Below are 19,722 nucleotides of genomic sequence, written 5' to 3' on the forward strand. Positions count from 1 at the left end.
ATATATATCAATCTGTTGTCGTAAGATTCGACAGGATCAAAGATCAGAATTTAGTCCTTATGGGGATCAGCCGGTGTCGTGATCAGCTCAAGCACCTGTTCGAATGGTACATGGCGCACCGCCGTCACATCATCCTGTGGCGAAAGCCAGTTCAGACGGTCACGCAGCCCGACGACCTTGCCAAGGATACAAACCGCAGGGGGTTCAACACCCGCGCGCTCAACATCGTCAGCGGCCTTTTCAAGGGTGGTGATCAAAATGTCCTGATCAGGGGTTGTCGCCTGACTGATGACCGCAAGCGGTTCGTCACCGGCCCGGCCATTTTTCATCAGTTCTGATGAAATACGGCGCAGATGTTTCATCGCCATATACATCACCAGGACCGGCGCGCCTTTGGCAAGGGCAGCCCAATTGATATTATCAGGGACCTGACCGCTTGACCCATGCCCGGTGACAAAGGTTACCGAGGAATTGCAATCGCGATGCGTGGTCGGAATACCGGCATAAGCAGCACCGGCAATCCCGGCCGTGATGCCCGGCACAACGCGGAAGGGTATATTATGGTCAACAAGGGTCATGCCCTCTTCACCGCCACGGCCAAAGACAAACGGATCGCCGCCCTTAAGGCGCAAAACGCGCAAGCCCTTTTGGGCCAGTTCGACCAACTGCAGGGAAATATCGGTTTGTTTCGAAGATGGCCGACCGCCACGCTTCCCGGCATAAATACGTTCGGCATCCGGGCGCAACAGATTGAGAATCCGGTCATCGACCAAGGCGTCATAGACAACGACATCAGCCTGTTGCATGGCGTTGACAGCATGAAGTGTCAAAAGCCCGGGATCGCCCGGACCTGCACCGACAAGCCATACCCAACCCGGTTCAAACACCGGAAAATCAACACCAAGATCAGTCATCGCGCGTTCTTCTACTTAAATGAAATGCAGCCATCTGTGCGGGACCGCACCAAGAGGATATGTTAAACAGCAATCAAACGATACGTCCAACATATTTCCGAAAGTTTTTCGTATAAATTTTCAAACAACATAAATTATAATGTTTAATTGAAATCCCGAGGCACTTTTCGACCGTGCCGCCATCAATATCGGGATCACCGGCAGGATTGACAGGAAAAAATCATCTGATGACCAGAAAACCGGATGGACCGCTGCGCAAGGGATGGACGACGGGGGCCTGTGCCACCGCCGCAACCCGTGCTGCGTGGCAGGCTGTTTTGTCCGGCGATTTTCCAAATCCCGTTACCATCACATTGCCACGGGGCGAGACCCCGTCCTTTAAACTGGTGAAAGCAGAAATCGGGGATGGCTGGGCACGTGCCAGCGTGATCAAGGATGCCGGTGACGACCCCGATGTCACCCATGGCGCAGAAATCATATCGACCGTGCGGATCGGTAAACCGGGCGATGGCATCACGTTTCATGCTGGTGCGGGTGTTGGCACCATCACAAAACCGGGCCTGCCATTGCCGCCGGGGGAAGCTGCGATCAATCCCAAGCCGCGCGAAATGATGGTCGGACAGATTACCGAATTGTGCGACCAATTTGGCGCCAAACCCGATGCCGAGATCGAGATTTCCATCCCCGGCGGGCAGGAAATTGCCGCCAAAACATGGAACGGGCGGCTTGGCATTGTCGGCGGCCTGTCGGTTCTGGGCACCACGGGGATTGTCATTCCGTTTAGTTGTTCGGCATGGATCCATTCCATCCATCGCGGGGTGGATGTTGCACGCGCAACCGGCCGCCAACATGTCGCCGGTGCGACGGGCAAAACATCGGAATCCGCCATTCGGGCGTTTTATGATCTGCCCGAAGAAGCCGTTCTGGACATGGGCGACTTTGTGGGCGGGATGTTGAAATACCTGCGCAAGAATCCGGTGGATTTTGTCAGCATATCGGGTGGTTTTGCCAAATTGGTCAAACTGGCGCAGGGGCACCTTGACCTGCACAGCAGTCGATCACAGGTTGATTTCAACCGGTTGGCGCAAACAGTTGAAACCTGTGGCGGGGATGAAACGCTGCAAACTGAGGTCCGCAACGCCAATACCGCCAAACAGGTTCTGGAACTTTGTCAGGCGGCAAACGTTATGATTGAACAGACCATTGCCCGTCAGGCTTTTGAATCTGCCCGTGCAACACTTGACGGGGCCTGTGCTGTTGAAATCGTTGTTACCGATCGCAATGGCACCATCATCGCCCGCCACGGTATCGGTGATTTTGACCAGTTCAGAACCGCCGCACCAAACCAGGGTTAGGTTCCGAAGCCTGCCCGACAGAATGGCACGATAATGCGCCACGATAAAACAGGTCCGAAAGGGCCCACAAAGCAACAAAAAGGTACTTTGCCCATGTCACTCCAGCCCGCTGAACGCCCGAAACACATTCTTATTTTTGGCGGGACCGGAGATGCAAATCGAATAGCCGAAGACCTGATGCATGAATTCGGGCGCGACATTCGCCTGCAACTGTCGCTGGCCGGGCGCACCAGCGCGCCAAGCCTTCCGGACGGTGTTCCTGTAAGGATCGGCGGTTTTGGCGGACCGGAAGGCATCATTGCCCATTTCAACCGCGACCAGATTGATCTGGCAATTGATGCGACCCACCCCTATGCCACCGAGATTTCCGGCAATATCGCCCAAGCCTGCCATGCGGTTGCCATGCCCTGCATCCAGTACCATCGCCCGGCTTGGGAACAGACCGACAAGGACAACTGGATATCTGTACCTTCTATCGAGGACGCGGCAAAAATCCTGCCCGAGGTTGGCACACGCGCCCTGATCGCAAGTGGGGCCAAGAACCTGCATGCCTTTGAAGGGCTGGAAAAAACCTGGCTTTTGGTGCGCACGGTCGATGCACCGCGTGATCCGTTTGATCTGGAACATGGGGAATGGCTGTTTGCGCGCGGCCCGTTCAGTGTTGAAGGCGAGGCCGAGCTTCTTGAACGCCATGAGATCGACGTCATCGTCAGTAAAAATAGCGGCGGCGGTGCCACCTTTGCCAAGATTGAAGCCGCAAGGAACCTTGGCATTCCGGTGATCATGATCGAACGCCCGGGCGGTGAACCGGTTACCCAGGCACCATCGCGGGCTGAAATCATTGAGAATGTCCGAAGCTTCATCCAGCAAGACTAGGGTCTGAACTTAAGTGGATTCCCGGGCCTCAGTGCGGCGTGATCCTATGCGCAACACCGCAAATTGAACGCAAAGGGTCACTTCCCCCTAAACAGTAGAATTTTGCCAAATAATCGCGACGAATTCTCAAACAATTCACGAAACTGTTCCACATAAGACGATTAATCTTGCAAGCGTCCGGATGGTTTTGAATAGTTTTCGCTGAGCTGGGGGACGCGGTTTGCAGCAATGACAGATTGCACGAACATGTTCCCAGATCCGGGGAACCGTCTGCAGGTCCGAAGCAAAGGCAAAAGCCGCCGGACAATACATGTGCCTTTGGGGGATTTGATAAATGACTGGCAACCTGGGTTTGCGAGGACGTTTGATGATGGCAATTGTGCCAATCGCGTTGCTTGCTGTTATTGCAGCCGGACTGGCTGTGTTTGCCTTTCGAATGACACAGACACAACAATCCGTCGTAACCAACGAGGCCATCCCTGCCCTTGTCACCGGGCAGGCCTTGTATGCGCGCAGTAACCTTGTCAGCAATATCGCGCGCAACGTTGCCGTGGCCCAGGATGGTGCGGAAATCGAAACCGTTATTGCCGAACTTGATGATATCGAACGTGCCCTTAACGAAGATATTTCGATCCTTGGCACCTTGGGCGTGGATGGCGCGATCCTTAGCGAATTTTCAAGTCAGACCAAAACACTGGTTGGCAATATCCGCGCGCTGAAAGACACCCAGACCGCGCTGTTTGCAAATGCGGTTGCCACCAATGCATTGCTTGAAAAAATTGTCGCAGGTGCCAACAGCATCGAAGCAGCCGCGCGCAGCCAGAATACGGATGCCAACATGGCGCTGACCAACAGTGCATCGGCCCTTTATTCATTGGTCGGGCGCGAAGATCAGACACCGGCCGCCTTTGATACGCTGGATAAACTTTTGGACGTTGATGCGCTTGATGCCCAGAATATGAGCGACCTTCGCGCGATTGCGTTCCAGATCCCCGGCCTTGCCGAGCAGGCAGTTGCAGCGCGCAACACCGACGCGCTTGATAAAGTCAAATTCGCCATCAACCCGATCCTGACCCAACTGCAAAAAGGCATTGATCTGATGCCCGATGCAGAGGCCAAGAAAGCGGCACTTGCGACATTCAGCGAAATTCAGGCAGCCCTTGATCCATCAAAGCCCGACAATCTGTTTGCGCTGCGTCAGGCAGAGTTTGCCACCATCGAAAAGCTCAATACGATCCTTGATGGCAATGCTGCGATCACAGCCCAAATCGCCCAGACGGCAGAACGGCTTTTGGGCGATATGCGGGCAAAAATCGATGTCGCCAATGACGGTGTTGCCCAAACCATCGTGACCGCGGAAATCATCATGATTGCGGTGGCGATTACCGCCATCGTGGTTCCGGCATTGATCCTGTGGCTTTATGTCAGTCGCAATCTTTTGCGTCGACTGATCGGCCTGAACGGGGCGATGACGCGCCTGACCAAGGGCGATCTGGATGCCCCGATCAAAGACAACGGATCAGACGAAATTGCCGATATGGCAAAATCTGTTGAAACCTTCCGCGAAAATGCCCGTGAAGCCGAACGCCTGCGCCGGCAAAACAAGGAAACCGAGGACCGCGCCGAAGAACAACGCCGTGCTGCCTTGCATGACATGGCAGATGGTTTTGAAAGTTCGGTCAATTCGTTGGTGGCGGAACTTCTGACTGCGGTCAATGAAATGCGCGATACCGCAGACAACATGGAACGCAACGCAGGCGAAAACGTTACCCGTGCGGCCGAAGTGAATGAAGCATCCCAGAATGCGTCGCATAACGTCAGTTCGGTTTCTTCTGCGACCGAGGAATTGTCCGCCTCCATCCGCGAAATTGAACGCCAGGTCGCCAAGGCCGAGGAAATTTCAAAAACCGCCGTGGCAGAAGCACACAAATCCGATGAAACCGTCCGTCAGATGTCTGAATCTGCAGACAGGATCGGTGAAGTGATCGAACTGATTACGACAATCGCCGATCAGACCAATCTTTTGGCGCTGAATGCCACGATTGAAAGTGCGCGTGCCGGTGACGCCGGCAAGGGCTTTGCCGTTGTCGCCAACGAGGTGAAAAACCTTGCCTCCCAGACCCAGCGCGCGACTGAGGATATCAGCCAGCAGATCGCCGAAATGCGCACTGTCAGCAATCAGGCGGTTGAAATGATCTCAACCATCGCCCGGACCATTGCCGAAATTGACAGCATTTCAAGTTCGATTGCTGCCGCGATGAGCCAACAGGGGGCGGCAACAGGTGAAATTGCCAGCGGATCGGAAGAGGCCGCCAACGGCGTACGCCATGTTTCGGACAATATGGCCGATGTATCACGTGCAGCCGAGGCCGTGCGCGAAATGTCAGGTTCGGCCCGCACCGTAGCCGAGGACCTTTTGAACAAGTCCCAGCGCCTTCAGGATGAGGCAAACGGTTTTGTTACCCGCGTGCGGGCAAGCTAAAGCTGTTTGCAAGAAAGACAAAGACCTCCGCCGGTTGTGCGCCCGGCGGAGGTCTTTTTTATTGTCGCTGATGTTACCGTGCCAACGGTGATCTAACCGGTATATCCAAACAAACGTGGCAACCACAAAACCATTTCGGGGACCAGAACCAGCACAATCAGCGCCCCGATCAATACCCCCACAAACACCCAGATTTCACGAATGATATCGCGCAAGGGAATGCCGGTAACACCGTTCAGAACAAACAGCAAAATGCCATAGGGCGGTGTGATCAGACCGATCATGATATTGATCGTGATAACGACCCCGAAATAGACCAGATCAATGCCAAGATGTTCTGCTGTTGGCAGGAAAAGCGGCACCACGATCAACAGAAGTGTCGTCGCGTCAAACAAACAGCCCAGCAGCAGAATGATCACATTGATCACCAGCATGAAGATCAAGGGCGACATATTGATCGCCGCCAGTTCATCCGCAACAAGGGCAGGCAGGTTTTCACTTGCAACCAAATAGTTCAGCACAAGTGCCGATGCGATGATCAGACCAACGACCGAGGTCGACCTGGCCCCATCAAGCACCAGATGATAGAAATCTTTCCAGCTCACCGACCGATAAAACAATGCCGCAAGAATAAGGGCATAGACCGCTGCAATCGCCGCAGCCTCTGTCGGGGTGGTGATGCCACCATAAATCCCGTAAAGCAGGATCACCGGAAGCATCAATGCCGGGAATGCACGCATGGTCACAGCCGGAATTTCACGTAACGGCACGACGTCATCACGTTTGAAATTACGCTTGTGGGCGACCACGACATTGACGACCATCAAAACCACGGCCAAGAACAGCCCCGGCACGATACCGGCAAGGAACAGATAGCCGATTGATGATCCCGATATCAGCGCATAAAGGATCATCGGAATCGAAGGCGGAATAATCGGGCCGATAACGCTTGATGCCGCAGTCAGGGCAGCGGCATATCCACCCGGATAACGGTTATTGCGCGTCATCAGATCAATAATGACGCGCCCGATTCCGGCCGCATCGGCAATTGCCGATCCCGACATCCCTGAAAAGATCACACTGGCAAGCACATTGACATGGGCAAGCCCGCCGCGAAAACGACCGACAATCGCAATACAGAATGTCAACAACCGGTCACTGATCGTCCCGGCGTTCATGAAATTGGCCGCAAGGATAAACAAAGGCACGGCCAGCAAAACATAACTGTTAAACAGGCCATTCAATGCCTGTTCGGCAACCAGACCAACATCCTGTCCGGAAATGAACATATAGCCGATCGAGGCCGCAAAGGCCGCGATTGCAATTGGCATTCCAATCGCACCAAGCAGCAAAAATCCTCCAAGACTGATCAAAAAAGCCATGCTCATGCCTTGGGCTCCTGTGTCATTAACCGATCAGAACTGGGTTGGTCCGAATGTGACAGTTCACCAGAAATTGCCGCGATTTCCCGATCACAGGTTTTAGCCCGCATCAAACGCCACAGGGAAACGACACTGCGGATAATCAGCGCGACAATAAAGACCGGAAAAATGGCATAGACATAATCAAGGGTAATGCGCGTGACAGGTGCCTTTTCGATCCGCATGAACATGACGTAATCCACAATCACCGGGAACCCGGCGATGAAGGCGCCCGCAATACATGCAAGACCAATAATTGCCATGACCCGTCGCCCGCGTGGCGGGGCTGCCAGAAACAGCATATTGAACGACACATGGTCATGTTCACGCAGCAAGAAAGCGGACGTCCAGAACACCAGCCAGATATACAGGATGATGCACAGCTCAACCGTCCAGCCAAGCGGGCTATTGAGAACATAGCGCGCAAAAATCTGTAAAAGAAATGTGCCAAACATCGCGATGAACAATGCCACCGCGATGCTTTCGGCACCTTTTTTGAAGGGTCTGGTCAAATCACGCACGAGTTATCACTTCACCGCGTTGATTTGCTCGACGATGCCTTCTGGCCAATCCTTGGCAAATTCGCTTTCCAGATAGGCATTCTGAACTTTGGTGCGGAATGCAGCAACGTCAGGGGTGTAAATCGAAAGGCCTTCTTTCTTGAAGAAATCAATCAGCGACTCTTCATCTTCAATGCGCATTTTGTTGTTGTAGGCGGTCGCAACCGCCGCAGCGTCCTTGACCTTTTTTTGCTGATCTGCACTCAGATCGTCATAGGTGCTTTTTGCCATCGACAGGAAAATCGCATCGACCAGATGGTCGGTCAGAACGATCTGCTTGGTGACTTCATAGAATTTGACAGCCTTAACCGTCGGCAGCGGGTTGTCCTGACCGTCAATCGTTCCGGTCTGAAGCCCGGTGTAGACTTCACCAAATGCCAGTGGTGTTGCATCGGCACCCAGCGCATTGCCAAGGAACAACCACGCATCGGACCCCGGCATGCGCAGCTTCACGCCGTTCAGGTCATCCGGGGTGGTGATTTTCTTGTCATTGGCAAGGTTAAGCTCGCGGGTACCAAGATAACCGACATCAAGGATTTCGATATTCATGTCATCGGCGACCATCTGATAGAATTTCTTGCCGATGTCGCTGTTGAAAACTTTTTTCTGATGTTCCGGATCACGGATCAGGTAACCAGCGGTAAATACCGACCATTCCGGTATCTGTTTGGCAATGTCCTGTGCCGAAATCATCGCCATATCAAGATTGCCACGCTGCATTGCAGCGGGTTCTGTTCCCTGTTTGAACAGGCTGGCATTCAGGTGAATTTCAATATCGAATTCGCCCGGTGCCGTCTTTGCAAGTTCTTCTTTGAAGACGGTCAGCATTTTGGCGTGCCAGTCGGATTCAACGGCTGGTGTTGAAATGCGCAGCTTTACCGCGTCTGCGGCAAAGGCCGATGTTGCACCAATTGCAAAGGTGCAGATTGCTGCCGATGCAAGCCTTACCAGACTGCGTGCCATGGGTGTTTTGGTCATTTTATCCTCCCTAAAGGACATTAAGTATTTGTTTTTCTAGTGTGTCGTTATTGTTTTTAGGTCTTTCCACAGATGAGAATCAACAACATCTGCACTGACACGACACCTATTGTATAACTAACATGTTAGTGATAGACAACTGTTTCAACACCAATAAACACTGCGTCAGGTTATCTGGCGCGAAACAGGAATGTGTCATGCCCGCCACCAGATCAGACAAATTCGGCATCTCCGCTGCGATTACAACGCCCTTTACCCCTGACGGCGCGATCGATATCGACCTGCTGTGCAAACATGCCAAATCATTGCTTTCCCAGGGGTGTGTATCTTTCACCCTTGGCGGAACAACCGGCGAGGGGCCACATCTGTCTGGTGATGAAAAAATCGCGGCACACAAGGCTTTGCTGGCATCCGGTATTGCCCCGACCCAGATCATTGTCGGCATTATCGAATCCGCACTTTCAGATGCAATTCAGGCTGCAAAAACAGCCAGCTCGCTTGGGGCAAGATATGTTCTGGTAACACCACCCTATTATTTCAAAGGGTCCAGCGATGCCGGGCAGATCATCTGGTTCCGGCAGTTTCTTGATGCGATCAGTGACACCCGACTTCAGGTCATTCTGTACCATATTCCGCAGGTCTCAGCCGCCCCGGTCGGCCCGGACATGATCGCCGCCCTGATTGAAAGCCACCCTGACATGATTGCCGGGGTCAAGGATTCGTCGGGCGACTGGGAAAATGCGAAAACCTTGCTCGACCGGTTTTCCGACAGGCACATCCTGATCGGGGATGAACGGCTTTTGGGGGCGGCAATCGCATTGGGCGCATCCGGCGCGATCAGCGGCGTGGCAAATTTTGCCCCGGACCTTTTGGTCCCGCTTCTGGATGGCAAAACACCGGATTCGCGGTTGGCGCCACTTGTAAACGCTCTTATCGAACTCCCTGTAACGCCCGCGGTAAAGGCGCTTGTTGCGCACAGAACCGGCTGTGCGCAATGGTCGCGCGTGCGCGCGCCGCTTGTCGAACTGACGCAGGAACAGTATGAGTGGATCACAAATTCTTACGATACCCTGTTCGCAGCCAGGAATGATTGATGAGCGAAAACAAGCGGCACCCACTAAGACAAAGTCGGCGAAGCGAAGCCTATAACAGCTTCACCGAACATCTTTTGGCCCGTGATATCCGGCCCGGCCAGTTTATCTCGCAGCGTGAACTTGTCGAAATTACCGATATGCCGCTTGGTGCCATTCGCGAATTGATCCCGCGCCTTGAAGCTGACGGCCTGATAACCACTGTACCGCAGCGTGGAATGCAGGTCGCCCATATTGATCTTGAACTTGTGCGCAATGCCTTTCAGCTTCGTTTTTTTCTGGAACTCGAAGCCGCGCGGTTGTTCACCATACAGGCCAGTGATCAGACGCTGACCAAGCTTCGCAAGGCACATGAAGACGTCCTGCACTCGGCCAGCGAAAATGGCATCACACCGGAACTGCTTGAACATGCCCAGACTGTGGACTGGTCGCTGCATGACACGATCATAGATTCACTTGATAATGAAATCATTTCAAAGATCTATAAGGTCAATTCCGTCAAGATCCGCCTGATACGCCAGGAACGCTTTCGGCTGTCAGAAAGCCTGTTGCAGAATGTGATGAACGATCATCTTGCGATCATTGCTGCCTTTGAAAAACGTGACCCGGAACAGGCTGCCACATGCCTGCGCCAGCATCTTGAAAATGCACGCGGACGCGCACTGGGTCTGGGGGATCGGTAACCCCGAAAACTTGATATCTGCCAAAAGACAAAACCCCGCCGATGGTTCGGCGGGGTTTTGTGTATTTGGGCCCTGGCTTGTCCTAGACAAACCGGCGGAACTCGCCGGATTTGCGCGGCGGGCAGAAACGTTTCAAATAGGATGGGGCAATTGCCTCAAGGCTGTTGGGCGTAATGCCAAGCTCGGCAAAACCGTCGGCCCCTTCGGACACAACGTTATCGGTTTTCAGCAAACGCACCTGATCGGGCGTCAGCGGCGGTACCGGCAGGAACTGCAGGAAGAATGCCTTGATCGATGCCAGCCAAAGCGGGACGGGCATTAAAATGGCGCGCTGGCGGGTGATGCGCAGCATGTCCTGAAGCAGCGCCATGAAGGAATAGGTTTCCGGCCCACCAAGCTCATAGGTCTTGCCCGCAGATTTGCCTTCGGTCAGGGCCGTGACAAACGCATCGGCGACATCGCCAACATAAACCGGCTGGAATTTCGGGCCGCCTTCGCCGTGCAGATCAACCTTGCCTTCGCCGAGATCAACTTTCGGCAGGCCCGGTGCACCCACAACCGGCAGAACCGGCGAGAAACGCGCCATGGTGGCAAATTTGTTCAGGAAGTTGTCATTCTGCCCAAAGATCACCGACGGACGGAAGATCACCGCATCCGGGAACACCTCGCGCACGGCTTTTTCACCAGCAAGTTTTGAGGTCGCATAATTGGCAGACGTGTTTTTATCCACACCAAGGGCCGACATATGCAAAAGCGTTTTGACACCACATGCCTTGGCTTCCTCGGCAATGCGTTTGGCCGCCTTGACGTGGATGTTCAGGAAATTTTTGCTGCCGCGTTCATAAAGAATACCCAGAAGGTTAATGACTGCTTCAGACCCCTCAAGCGCATCCTTGATGCTGTCTTCGTCGCGCACATCGCAATGAACCGGAACCACCTGACCGAGATAACCCATCGGCTTGAGCTTTTTGACCCGTTCAAAGCTTCGGGTCGGGACGCGGACGATAAAATCACGTTCAAGCAGACGCTTGACGATGTGACGTCCAACAAATCCGGTGCCGCCAAAGACGGTAACGATACGACGATCCATGCTTGCTCTCTCCTTGCCGGTCACGGGAACGCGGATAAACTCCGCGACAGTTATCGGCGTTTGGTGCCTTCAGGGTCCGTTGCAGGAACCGACCCGATCCAAATAGTATCCTGCGGACAATCATATAGTGTCCAAACAGAAGACGATATGAGTCTCCGCAGGCTCTTGGCTTATATACGACGCGAAACCCGCGTCAACAACGCGGTTTTATGAAACATTTTCGTCCTTGGCCTCCACTTTGGCCAATATTTCATCATAAAGCGCCATCAAACCGGCCCGATAATCCGGATAACGCAGCTTTACACCCAGTTCCTGTTTTATCCGCGCATTTGAAACCCGTTTATTATCTTCATAAAAGCTTGCCGCCATCGGGCTGAGCACAGAAGTCGCAAAATCCTGTTCGGGCGGCGGATCAATGCCAAGCAGACCACAGGCGTGGGCAATCACGTCCTGCGGCGGGGCGGCATCATCATCACAGACATTGTAGGCGGCCCCGCAATTGGGCTGTTTGATCGAGGCCAGAACCGTCTGGGCGATGTCTTCGACATGGATGCGCGAAAACACCTGTCCGGGCTTGACGATCCGGCGTGCCCGTCCGGAACGGACGGTTTCAAGCGCATTGCGCCCCGGACCATAAATGCCCGCCAATCGAAAACTTTGCACACAAAGATCATGCCGGCGGCCCAGTTCAAACCATGCCTTTTCAGCCGCCACACGACGCCGACCACGCTTGCCACTTGGCAGAAGGTCATCGTCTTCGGTCACTTCCCCACCGTTGCGATCCCCATAGACACCCGTGGTCGACAGATAACCAACCCACGTTCCCGCCGGAAGTGCGGCCAGATCACCACCATGATGATGGATCACCGGGTCCCCCTGCCCACCGGGCGGAGCGGATGCAATCACATGGGTCACACCATCAAAGGCGGCCTTGATATCGGCAATCGGTTGATCATCACCAAAGATGAACGGTTCTATGCCGTCGGCTGTGAGCTGTTTGGCCTTGTCAGCGCTTCGCGTGGTTCCAGCAATTTTCCAACCTTCCGCGCGCAATTGGCGGGCGACAAGGCGGGCGGAAAACCCCATCCCGAAACAAAACAGCTTGTTGGTCATCAAGACACCTGCATTTGACTGCGTTACTTTTTCGTGGGCACAGTAAGCGATCTTGCCCGGTGCAGACAAAAACTTTTGCCCGGCACATGGCGCCGACAGGCAAGGACAATCATTATCTTGCCGTTTTCATGCGTTTTGTATTCGGACAAGCGCATTCTGGCATGGTGCGATCATGTTCATCATCTTCTATGCTGCTTGCCAACGGTTTTGCCAAAACGACGGAGCTTTTCATGTCACGACTTCCAGTCCCCCCGTGCCTTAAGCGCACCACCACCATGCTGTGCGTTGCGGGGTTTGTTGGCATCTGGAGTGCGGGTACATCGAACGCCATCGCCCAGACCGAAAGCAACGGCGGCATGACCAGCGAGGAAAGCCAGCAATATCGCGACTGCATCAAGCTGGCCCAGCTTAAACCCGAAGACGGGTTTGAAAGTGCGATTGCGTGGCGTGACCTTGGTGGTGGGGAACCGGCCCGCCATTGTGTTGCCGTCGCCCTGATATCGCTTGGCAAATACGAAGAAGCCGCCACCCGCCTTGATGCCTTGGCCAAGGACAGCGCAGCAGGCCCCGGTGTGGTTGCCGGTATGCTGGCCCAGGCAGGCCAGGCGTGGTTGATGGCCAATAACCTCGAATTCGCCTGGCGCGATCAAAGCCGCGCACTGGAACTTGTGCCCAACAACCCGCAGCTTTGGATTGATCGGGCAATGGCGCTTGGACTTGCCGGGGAATATTGGGAAGCGATTGATGACCTGAATGCGGCACTTGATCTTGCCCCCGGTCATCCAGAAGCCCTGATTTACCGGGCCTCTGCCTGGCGGCTGCTTGAAAGTTACGAATTGGCAATGACTGATATCGAGTATGTTCTTGATCGGGAACCGCAGAATGTGCAGGCCCTGTTTGAACGCGGAAAGCTGCATCGAATTGCCGGGGATGATGATCTGGCACGCCGCGACTGGTTAAATGTCATAGAACTTTCAAACGGAACCCCTGTTGCTGATGCGGCAAAAGCGAATATAGAAAAGATGGATGTTCGTACCGGGGACAACTAGATCAGAGCAGATCAGAAAACAGGTTCACTGCGACTGATTTCCTTGTATATGACCGGTAGAACCATGTGCCGGACCATGACCGGATAGATTTTGGGGGACAAAATGCGTCGCACGCTTGCCTTGACTGCCTTTGCTGCTTTGATCGGGCTTACAGCACCGACCACCGCACAGGCCCGCGATCAGATCAGAATTGTTGGATCATCGACGATCTTTCCATTAACCACCAAGGTCGCCGAGCATTTCGCCAAAACAACCGGTGAACCGGCCCCCGTGGTTGAAAGCACCGGATCAGGTGGCGGCTTCAAGCTGTTTTGTGGTGGCATTGGTTCAGAATTCCCCGACATTGTCGATTCATCACGTCAGATCACCGGATCGGAAACAGCGATTTGTGCTGCCAATTCAGTACAGGATATCAGCGAGATCAAGATCGGTTATGACGGTATCGTCATGCTGGGATCGCGCGACGCACCGGGCATGTCGCTGAGCGCGCGCCAACTTTATCTGGCTCTGGCGCGCACCATTCCGATCAATGGGGCCAGCGTACCAAATCCAAACGTTAATTGGTCCGATGTCGACCCGTCCCTACCGGATTTGAAAATCCGGGTCTATGGCCCGCCACCGACATCGGGCACACGCGACCTGTTGGGGCAGCTTATTCTTGATAAGGGATGTGCGACATTTTCTGATATCGCAAGCCTTGAGGTATCTGACCCAGAAAGCTTCCGTCTTTTGTGCCGGGCCATCCGCGACGACGGGGCCTATATCGAAGCCGGCGAGAATGACCGTCTTGTCATCAGCAAACTTGAAAAAGACCCGACATCCTATGGCGTGATGGGTTTCAATAACCTCGAACGTAACCGCGACAGGCTGCAGGGCATTCCGGTTAACGGCGTCGAACCTGATTATGAAACCATCCTTGATGGCAGCTATCCGGCGTCACGTGCGCTTTACCTGTACGTCAAGGACGATCACGAACAGCTTGTTCAATCCCTTGGCGCATTTGTTTCGACCTATGTGTCCGACGCGGTCATTGGCGAAGACGGTTTGCTTGCCGAAAACGGGTTGGTGCCGCTGCCGCCAGAAGAGCGCAAGGATACTCTTTCGCAGGCTGCGAAATTCGCCGGAAACTGACCCGCTATATAGTCATCCAATCGTGAGACGACCGGGCATCAGTCCGGCCGTTTTGCCATCCAGACCTGATTGCTGGCATATTTCGGCGGATTACCCTCGAAATCTGAAAATTCCGACATCGAAACAAATCCGGAAATTTCCAGCATCAGGCGCATTTCGCTGCGATGGACCCAGCGCAGATGATGCCAGGCATCTTCACGCCGAATGGCATCTCCCTGTTCACTGATTTCCTCAAACCGCCAATGTTCGCTGAACTTCTGGGTCAGCGGATCGTTGGTGCGCTCCATGGCGGTGATGCGAAGTCGACTGCCGGGCTTGCCAATACCATCGGGCATCGGAAAAAGCGGGAGCTCGACAAATTCCGGGTCCCCTTCGGGCAGGCAATAACGAAGATCAGGATCCATCAGATCAAGTGCGATGGCCCCACCCGGTTTAAGATGGGCAAAGGCGCGTTCCAGCGCCCGCCTTTGATCGTCGGCATCGGTGACTTCCTGAAGACCGCGAAACGGGATGATAACCAGATCAAATTGCCGACCCAGATCAAACTCGCACATATTACCCAGATGCCATGTCAGGTTGGGATATTTGGTCCGCGCCTGATCGAGCATGGCAGGCGACAGATCAAGCCCCTCGACCGGGATGCCAGACTTGGCAATGGCAGCACTGATTCGCCCTGTGCCACAACCCAGTTCAAGCACACCATTTTCATGGGCCAGGCTTGTGGCAAGACGGGTATAAAAGGGAATGGGGTCGTCAAAAATCTGGCGATCAAGATCAGCACGAAGATCGTAACTGGCGGTATTTAATCCGCCTTGGGGGTAGAATTCATCTTTTTGGGATGAATTCGTCATTCAAAATCCAGTTCCGCGTAGTGGCTTGATGGCGGGAAGCTGGCCTGCCGATCGGCCAGAATATCGCGCATGGCCGGGCGGCTTTTGATCCGCATATACCAATCCTTGGCGCGCGGATGTTTGGACCAGTTGATATCGCCCATATAGTCGATGACGGAAACCTGTGCGGCCGCTGCCAGATCGGCCATGGTCAAATGATCGCCTGCCAGCCAATTACGACGCTCAAACAGCCAGCCGATATAGTCCATGTGATAGGCACCATTGGTGCGCCCGGCACGCAGGACCTTGGTATCAGGCGTCCCGGTGGAAAAGAACCGTTTAAGCAGCTTTTCACCAAGCAAGTGTTCGGTGACCTCGCGGTTAAACTTGCCATCAAACCATGCAACAAGGCGGCGGATTTCGGCCCGTGCTTTTGGGGTATCGCCAAACAATTTCGGTTCGTCGGTATAAACTTCGTCGAGGTACTCACAGATCACGGTCGAATCACACAGGACCGATCCGTCTTCTTCCTCAAGCACAGGTACTTCGCCGGCTGGATTAAGCAGCAGGAATTCGTCACGCCGTTCCCAAACAGGTTCTGCACTAAGTTCAAAATCCAGCTTTTTCTCGGCCAGAACCAAGCGCACTTTGCGTGAAAACGGTGATAGCCAAAAATGATGTAACTGACGCATAAGAGTGAAGATACCCGATCAAGAATGAACGTTTTGCAAAGACCCGCCCAGCGGGGCAAACATTCCATAAATCGCAAATCACCCGGTTCGTTTCCAACCCGGAACTGCAGCTATCTCAAACCATGCGACGCGGGTGAAGTAAAGGCCTTCTGCACGCCCGCGATACAATTTCCACCCATCTTGACAACAGGACCAATCGAAAACGTCAGTTCGGGCTATTTCCCGCGCGTTTTTGCCAGTTCCAGCAAACCATCCAGATCAAGGCAGGCTTCAAGATGATCGGCCAGTTCATCAAGGGCAGCGTCGATTCCGGCTTCAAAATTACGGGTGCTTTGAGGGCTATGGGTGCCATCGCTGCGAAGTGATGCCAAAAAGACATGGCGGAAATCATCACTGCCAAACAACCCGTGCAGATAACAGCCCAATATGCGGCCATCGGCACTTCTTGCACCATCCAGATTGCCATTCAGGTCCAGCCAACTTCGCACGCGATCCGGGCCTTCAGTCTGCCCCATATGGATTTCATAACCGATTACAGAAACACCGTGATCAAGTGGCGCTGCCATATCGGTCGTATGGCCTTTGGTCTTGCGCAGGGTCTTGTCACCGGCCATCACGGTTTCAACATCAAGCAACCCAAGCCCTGCCTCGCTACCGGGCGCACCTTCAACCCCGTCCGGATCATGCACCATACGGCCCAGCATCTGATAACCACCGCAAATGCCAATGACATGCCCACCACGGCGATGATGGGCGAGAATATCGATGTCCCAGCCCTGTTCTTTGAGAAAGCGCAGATCGGCCATGGTTGATTTCGAACCGGGTAACAGCACCAGATCGCAATCCGCCGGGATCACCTGCCCGGGCTTTATCATCAGCAGATCGACATCGTCCTCAGCCGCCAGCGGATCCAGGTCATCGAAATTGGCGATGCGTGGCAAATGTGGGACAGCGATACGAAGAACATGATCGGCATCGGGATCACCAGAACGCTGATACTTCCCGGCTTTTTCTAGCGCAACGCCATCTTCGGCAGGCAGTTTATAGGCATTCGGCCAATATGTTGCGATACCGAAACTTTTAAGACCACAGGTGTCGTGAATGATGCCGGTTGCCGGTTCAAACAGCGATACATCCCCACGGAATTTGTTGATGACGTAGCCCTTGAGCCAGCGGCGATCATCTTCGGACAACAGCGCATGCGTGCCCACGATAGAGGCAATCACCCCGCCGCGATCAATATCGCCGACCAGAATGACCGGGACACTGACGGCTTCGGCAAAGCCCATATTGGCGATGTCAGATGCGCGCAGATTGACCTCGGCAGGCGACCCGGCCCCTTCGATCAGGACAAGATCAGCATCACGTGCCATGACCTTGAAGCTTTCGACGACCTTGGGCAACAGATCGCGTTTGAGGCGATAGTAATCGCGCGCCCTGGCACTGGTGATGACCTTGCCCTGCACGACGACCTGGGCGCCGATATCGCTTTGCGGTTTAAGCAGAACCGGGTTCATATGCACCGATGTCGGCACACCGGCCGCGCGGGCCTGCAGTGCCTGCGCCCGACCGATTTCACCGCCATCATCGGTGACAGCAGCATTGTTGGACATATTTTGCGGCTTGAACGGGCGCACACGCAAACCCCGACGCGCAAAGGCGCGGCACAATCCGGCCACCAGCAAGGATTTCCCGACATCGGAACCGGTACCTTGCAACATCAGGGCGGGAACAGATTGCACACTCATTCCGGGTTCAAAACTTTCTTGCAAAGATCGACGCGAGGTCAGAATTCAACCCCGATCTGCGCCTTGATCCCCTGTTCGCGGAACGGGTGTTTGACCATGGTCATTTCCGTTACCAGATCGGCCGCCTCGATCAATGTATCCGGGGCATTGCGCCCGGTCAGAACGATATGCTGATCAGGCAGTTTATTGGCGAGTGCCTCAAGCACGTCATCAAGCGGCAGGAAGTCATAGCGCAGAACAATGTTGATTTCGTCCAAAATCACCATCGAATAGCTTGGATCGCGCAGCATTTCCAATGCCTTGTTCCAGGCTTCGCGGGCCAGTGCCACATCCTGTGCACGGTTCTGGGTTTCCCAGGTAAAGCCCGCCCCCATGGCATGGAATTCACACAGTTCCGGGAATTTTTTCAGAAGCTTTGCCTCGCCGGTTTCCCAACCGCCCTTGATGAACTGAACAACGCCGACTTTCATGTCATGCCCGACACAACGCATCGCCATGCCAAAGGCCGAGGATGACTTGCCCTTGCCCTTGCCGGTATGGACAATGATCAGGCCCTTTTTATCAATCTTCTGGGCCATCATCTTGTCACGTGCGGCCTTGATTTTCTTCATTTTCTCATCGTGGCGCGCATTGATATCGACATCTGGCTGGCTTTTGTCGGACATTGTTTCTTCCCTTTGAAATGCCGCCCCAGAATGCGGTGAAAGCCCCCCCGGATCAAGGGCCGTTTTGGGGGTTTTGATCAAGTTCGCGATGGGTGGTCATAAAAAACGCGGCCCGTCCGGCCGCGCTTTGGATGATATGCAAATTACTGTGTGCTGGCGTGGTAACACGTGGCAATCAGAAGATTACCAACTTGCACCGTCCCGTGTTGAAAGGCCGAGATCACCGGTGACCAGATCAGCCCATTTATCGGGTTCGCGCATATCGATATTGCGCAGTTCCGGACGCCGCATGCGCGCCTTGTTAAACAGCTGAAGGCGATCACCGGGCGACATGCGGCGCAAACGAAGCAGCGCCTTGCGAACAGCATCGTTGCGCACTCCGGTCGGGCTTTGGAAGCTTTTCTCGATCACCTCAAGACGCTTTTCCAGCCAATCGCGACTGATCGCGACCTGTTCGATCAGGGTTTTGAATTCACTCACCACCGGGAAATGATCCAGACGCAGATGGGCAACCGCAATGGCCGTGCGCCAGACCTGACGCTCAACCCCTTGCAGGTAGCGCCAGTAAATCTTTACCTTGGCATTGATTTCGAACTTTGTTTGATCGGGACCGGGAAGATGATGGGCGAGTTCTGTCATGCCATCGTGGAATTCTTCGAACGTCACGGGCCGATGAACACCGTTAAAGCGTTCACGCGCCTCCAAAACAGCGCGAATGGCACCGCGTGCCGGGCGATATCGCCCGGTGCCCTGCAAATCGGACAGCAGCCAGTCGGGCATGTCAAAATCAGAAAGCAGGAAGTTTACGATATCGGCGTGCCGGTCATGCGCGGGCACTGGAGTTTGCAGATAATCAGGCAAACGGACGTTGGTCTTGATATCCATTGCGGCCTCCGATCTTTTCAATCACCCTGCTTCCCATGCAGGCGATACGAAAGGTGTGCCCCGTCCCCCAACTTCTTAACAGTTGGTTAATTAAGATATGGTGCGAAAACGTAACGTTTCAACTCCCCACATTGTTCCCACGGTAAAATTACTGTGATT

Annotated in this window: 18 protein-coding genes; 7 read left to right on the forward strand and 11 right to left on the reverse strand. The window is 54.1% G+C overall.

Annotated elements, in window-relative coordinates:
• Positions 1 to 50: 50 nt before the first annotated feature.
• Positions 51 to 914 (reverse strand): uroporphyrinogen-III C-methyltransferase, encoded by an 864-nt coding sequence (gene cobA, locus JF44_RS0117110; protein ID WP_033070192.1) that lies wholly within the window; start codon positions 912 to 914, stop codon positions 51 to 53.
• Positions 915 to 1,141: 227 nt separating this feature from the next.
• On the opposite strand from cobA, the gene JF44_RS0117115 reads away from it, so the two are divergent.
• From JF44_RS0117115 to JF44_RS20035, 3 genes are all read left to right on the forward strand, one after another.
• A complete protein-coding gene (locus JF44_RS0117115) occupies positions 1,142 to 2,269 on the forward strand; it encodes a cobalt-precorrin-5B (C(1))-methyltransferase (protein WP_033070193.1) in 1,128 nt (375 codons plus the stop codon).
• Between the two features lie 93 nt (positions 2,270 to 2,362).
• The gene (locus JF44_RS0117120; RefSeq protein WP_033070194.1) at positions 2,363 to 3,145 is read left to right on the forward strand and encodes a cobalt-precorrin-6A reductase; all 783 of its coding nucleotides are present in this window, start codon (positions 2,363 to 2,365) and stop codon (positions 3,143 to 3,145) included.
• Between the two features lie 334 nt (positions 3,146 to 3,479).
• Positions 3,480 to 5,627, forward strand: coding sequence for a methyl-accepting chemotaxis protein (locus JF44_RS20035; protein ID WP_052066010.1), 2,148 nt, complete (start codon positions 3,480 to 3,482; stop codon positions 5,625 to 5,627).
• A 92-nt stretch (positions 5,628 to 5,719) separates the two neighbouring features.
• Here the strand turns inward: JF44_RS20035 and JF44_RS0117130 are convergent, their stop codons facing one another.
• Genes JF44_RS0117130 through JF44_RS0117140 form a run of 3 tightly spaced genes read right to left on the reverse strand, consistent with a single transcriptional unit; the run spans position 5,720 to position 8,586 of the window.
• Positions 5,720 to 7,015, reverse strand: a complete 1,296-nt coding sequence (locus JF44_RS0117130; RefSeq protein WP_033070195.1) for a TRAP transporter large permease — start codon at positions 7,013 to 7,015, stop codon at positions 5,720 to 5,722.
• Positions 7,012 to 7,569 (reverse strand): TRAP transporter small permease, encoded by a 558-nt coding sequence (locus tag JF44_RS0117135; RefSeq protein WP_052066011.1) that lies wholly within the window; start codon positions 7,567 to 7,569, stop codon positions 7,012 to 7,014. The genes JF44_RS0117130 and JF44_RS0117135 overlap by 4 nt, the downstream gene beginning before the upstream one ends.
• 6 nt (positions 7,570 to 7,575) lie before the next feature.
• A complete protein-coding gene (locus tag JF44_RS0117140) occupies positions 7,576 to 8,586 on the reverse strand; it encodes a sialic acid TRAP transporter substrate-binding protein SiaP (RefSeq protein WP_033070196.1) in 1,011 nt (336 codons plus the stop codon).
• A gap of 197 nt (positions 8,587 to 8,783) precedes the next feature.
• On the opposite strand from JF44_RS0117140, the gene JF44_RS0117145 reads away from it, so the two are divergent.
• Positions 8,784 to 9,680: a dihydrodipicolinate synthase family protein gene (locus tag JF44_RS0117145; protein WP_033070197.1), complete on the forward strand. Its 897-nt coding sequence runs from the start codon at positions 8,784 to 8,786 to the stop codon at positions 9,678 to 9,680.
• Positions 9,680 to 10,360, forward strand: coding sequence for a GntR family transcriptional regulator (locus JF44_RS0117150; RefSeq protein ID WP_033070198.1), 681 nt, complete (start codon positions 9,680 to 9,682; stop codon positions 10,358 to 10,360). Before JF44_RS0117145 ends, JF44_RS0117150 begins: the two co-directional genes overlap by 1 nt.
• A gap of 82 nt (positions 10,361 to 10,442) precedes the next feature.
• Here the strand turns inward: JF44_RS0117150 and JF44_RS0117155 are convergent, their stop codons facing one another.
• Both JF44_RS0117155 and JF44_RS0117160 read right to left on the reverse strand, forming a co-directional pair.
• Positions 10,443 to 11,450, reverse strand: coding sequence for a complex I NDUFA9 subunit family protein (locus JF44_RS0117155; RefSeq protein ID WP_033070199.1), 1,008 nt, complete (start codon positions 11,448 to 11,450; stop codon positions 10,443 to 10,445).
• Positions 11,451 to 11,657: 207 nt separating this feature from the next.
• Positions 11,658 to 12,563, reverse strand: coding sequence for an SDR family oxidoreductase (locus tag JF44_RS0117160; protein ID WP_033070622.1), 906 nt, complete (start codon positions 12,561 to 12,563; stop codon positions 11,658 to 11,660).
• Positions 12,564 to 12,793: 230 nt separating this feature from the next.
• On the opposite strand from JF44_RS0117160, the gene JF44_RS0117165 reads away from it, so the two are divergent.
• Positions 12,794 to 13,612: a tetratricopeptide repeat protein gene (locus JF44_RS0117165; RefSeq protein ID WP_033070623.1), complete on the forward strand. Its 819-nt coding sequence runs from the start codon at positions 12,794 to 12,796 to the stop codon at positions 13,610 to 13,612.
• Positions 13,613 to 13,714: 102 nt separating this feature from the next.
• Positions 13,715 to 14,743 carry a substrate-binding domain-containing protein gene (locus tag JF44_RS0117170; RefSeq protein ID WP_033070200.1) on the forward strand — a complete coding sequence of 343 codons (1,029 nt, stop codon included), beginning with the start codon at positions 13,715 to 13,717 and terminating at the stop codon, positions 14,741 to 14,743.
• A 38-nt stretch (positions 14,744 to 14,781) separates the two neighbouring features.
• On the opposite strand, the gene JF44_RS0117175 is transcribed toward JF44_RS0117170, so the two are convergent.
• The 5 genes from JF44_RS0117175 to JF44_RS0117195 form a co-directional block, all read right to left on the reverse strand.
• Positions 14,782 to 15,594, reverse strand: coding sequence for a class I SAM-dependent methyltransferase (locus JF44_RS0117175; RefSeq protein WP_033070201.1), 813 nt, complete (start codon positions 15,592 to 15,594; stop codon positions 14,782 to 14,784).
• Positions 15,591 to 16,265 carry a glutathione S-transferase family protein gene (locus tag JF44_RS0117180; protein WP_033070202.1) on the reverse strand — a complete coding sequence of 225 codons (675 nt, stop codon included), beginning with the start codon at positions 16,263 to 16,265 and terminating at the stop codon, positions 15,591 to 15,593. Before JF44_RS0117180 ends, JF44_RS0117175 begins: the two co-directional genes overlap by 4 nt.
• Positions 16,266 to 16,480: 215 nt before the next feature.
• Entirely contained in the window at positions 16,481 to 18,013 is a 1,533-nt protein-coding gene (locus JF44_RS0117185; RefSeq protein WP_033070203.1) for a cobyric acid synthase, read from the reverse strand.
• Positions 18,014 to 18,051: 38 nt separating this feature from the next.
• Positions 18,052 to 18,678, reverse strand: a complete 627-nt coding sequence (gene cobO / locus JF44_RS0117190) for a cob(I)yrinic acid a,c-diamide adenosyltransferase (protein WP_033070624.1) — start codon at positions 18,676 to 18,678, stop codon at positions 18,052 to 18,054.
• 183 nt (positions 18,679 to 18,861) lie between these two features.
• Positions 18,862 to 19,563 (reverse strand): hypothetical protein, encoded by a 702-nt coding sequence (locus JF44_RS0117195; protein ID WP_033070204.1) that lies wholly within the window; start codon positions 19,561 to 19,563, stop codon positions 18,862 to 18,864.
• Positions 19,564 to 19,722 lie beyond the last annotated feature (159 nt).

The organism is Thalassospira australica, assembly GCF_000763295.1.
GTDB classification, from domain to species: domain Bacteria; phylum Pseudomonadota; class Alphaproteobacteria; order Rhodospirillales; family Thalassospiraceae; genus Thalassospira; species Thalassospira australica.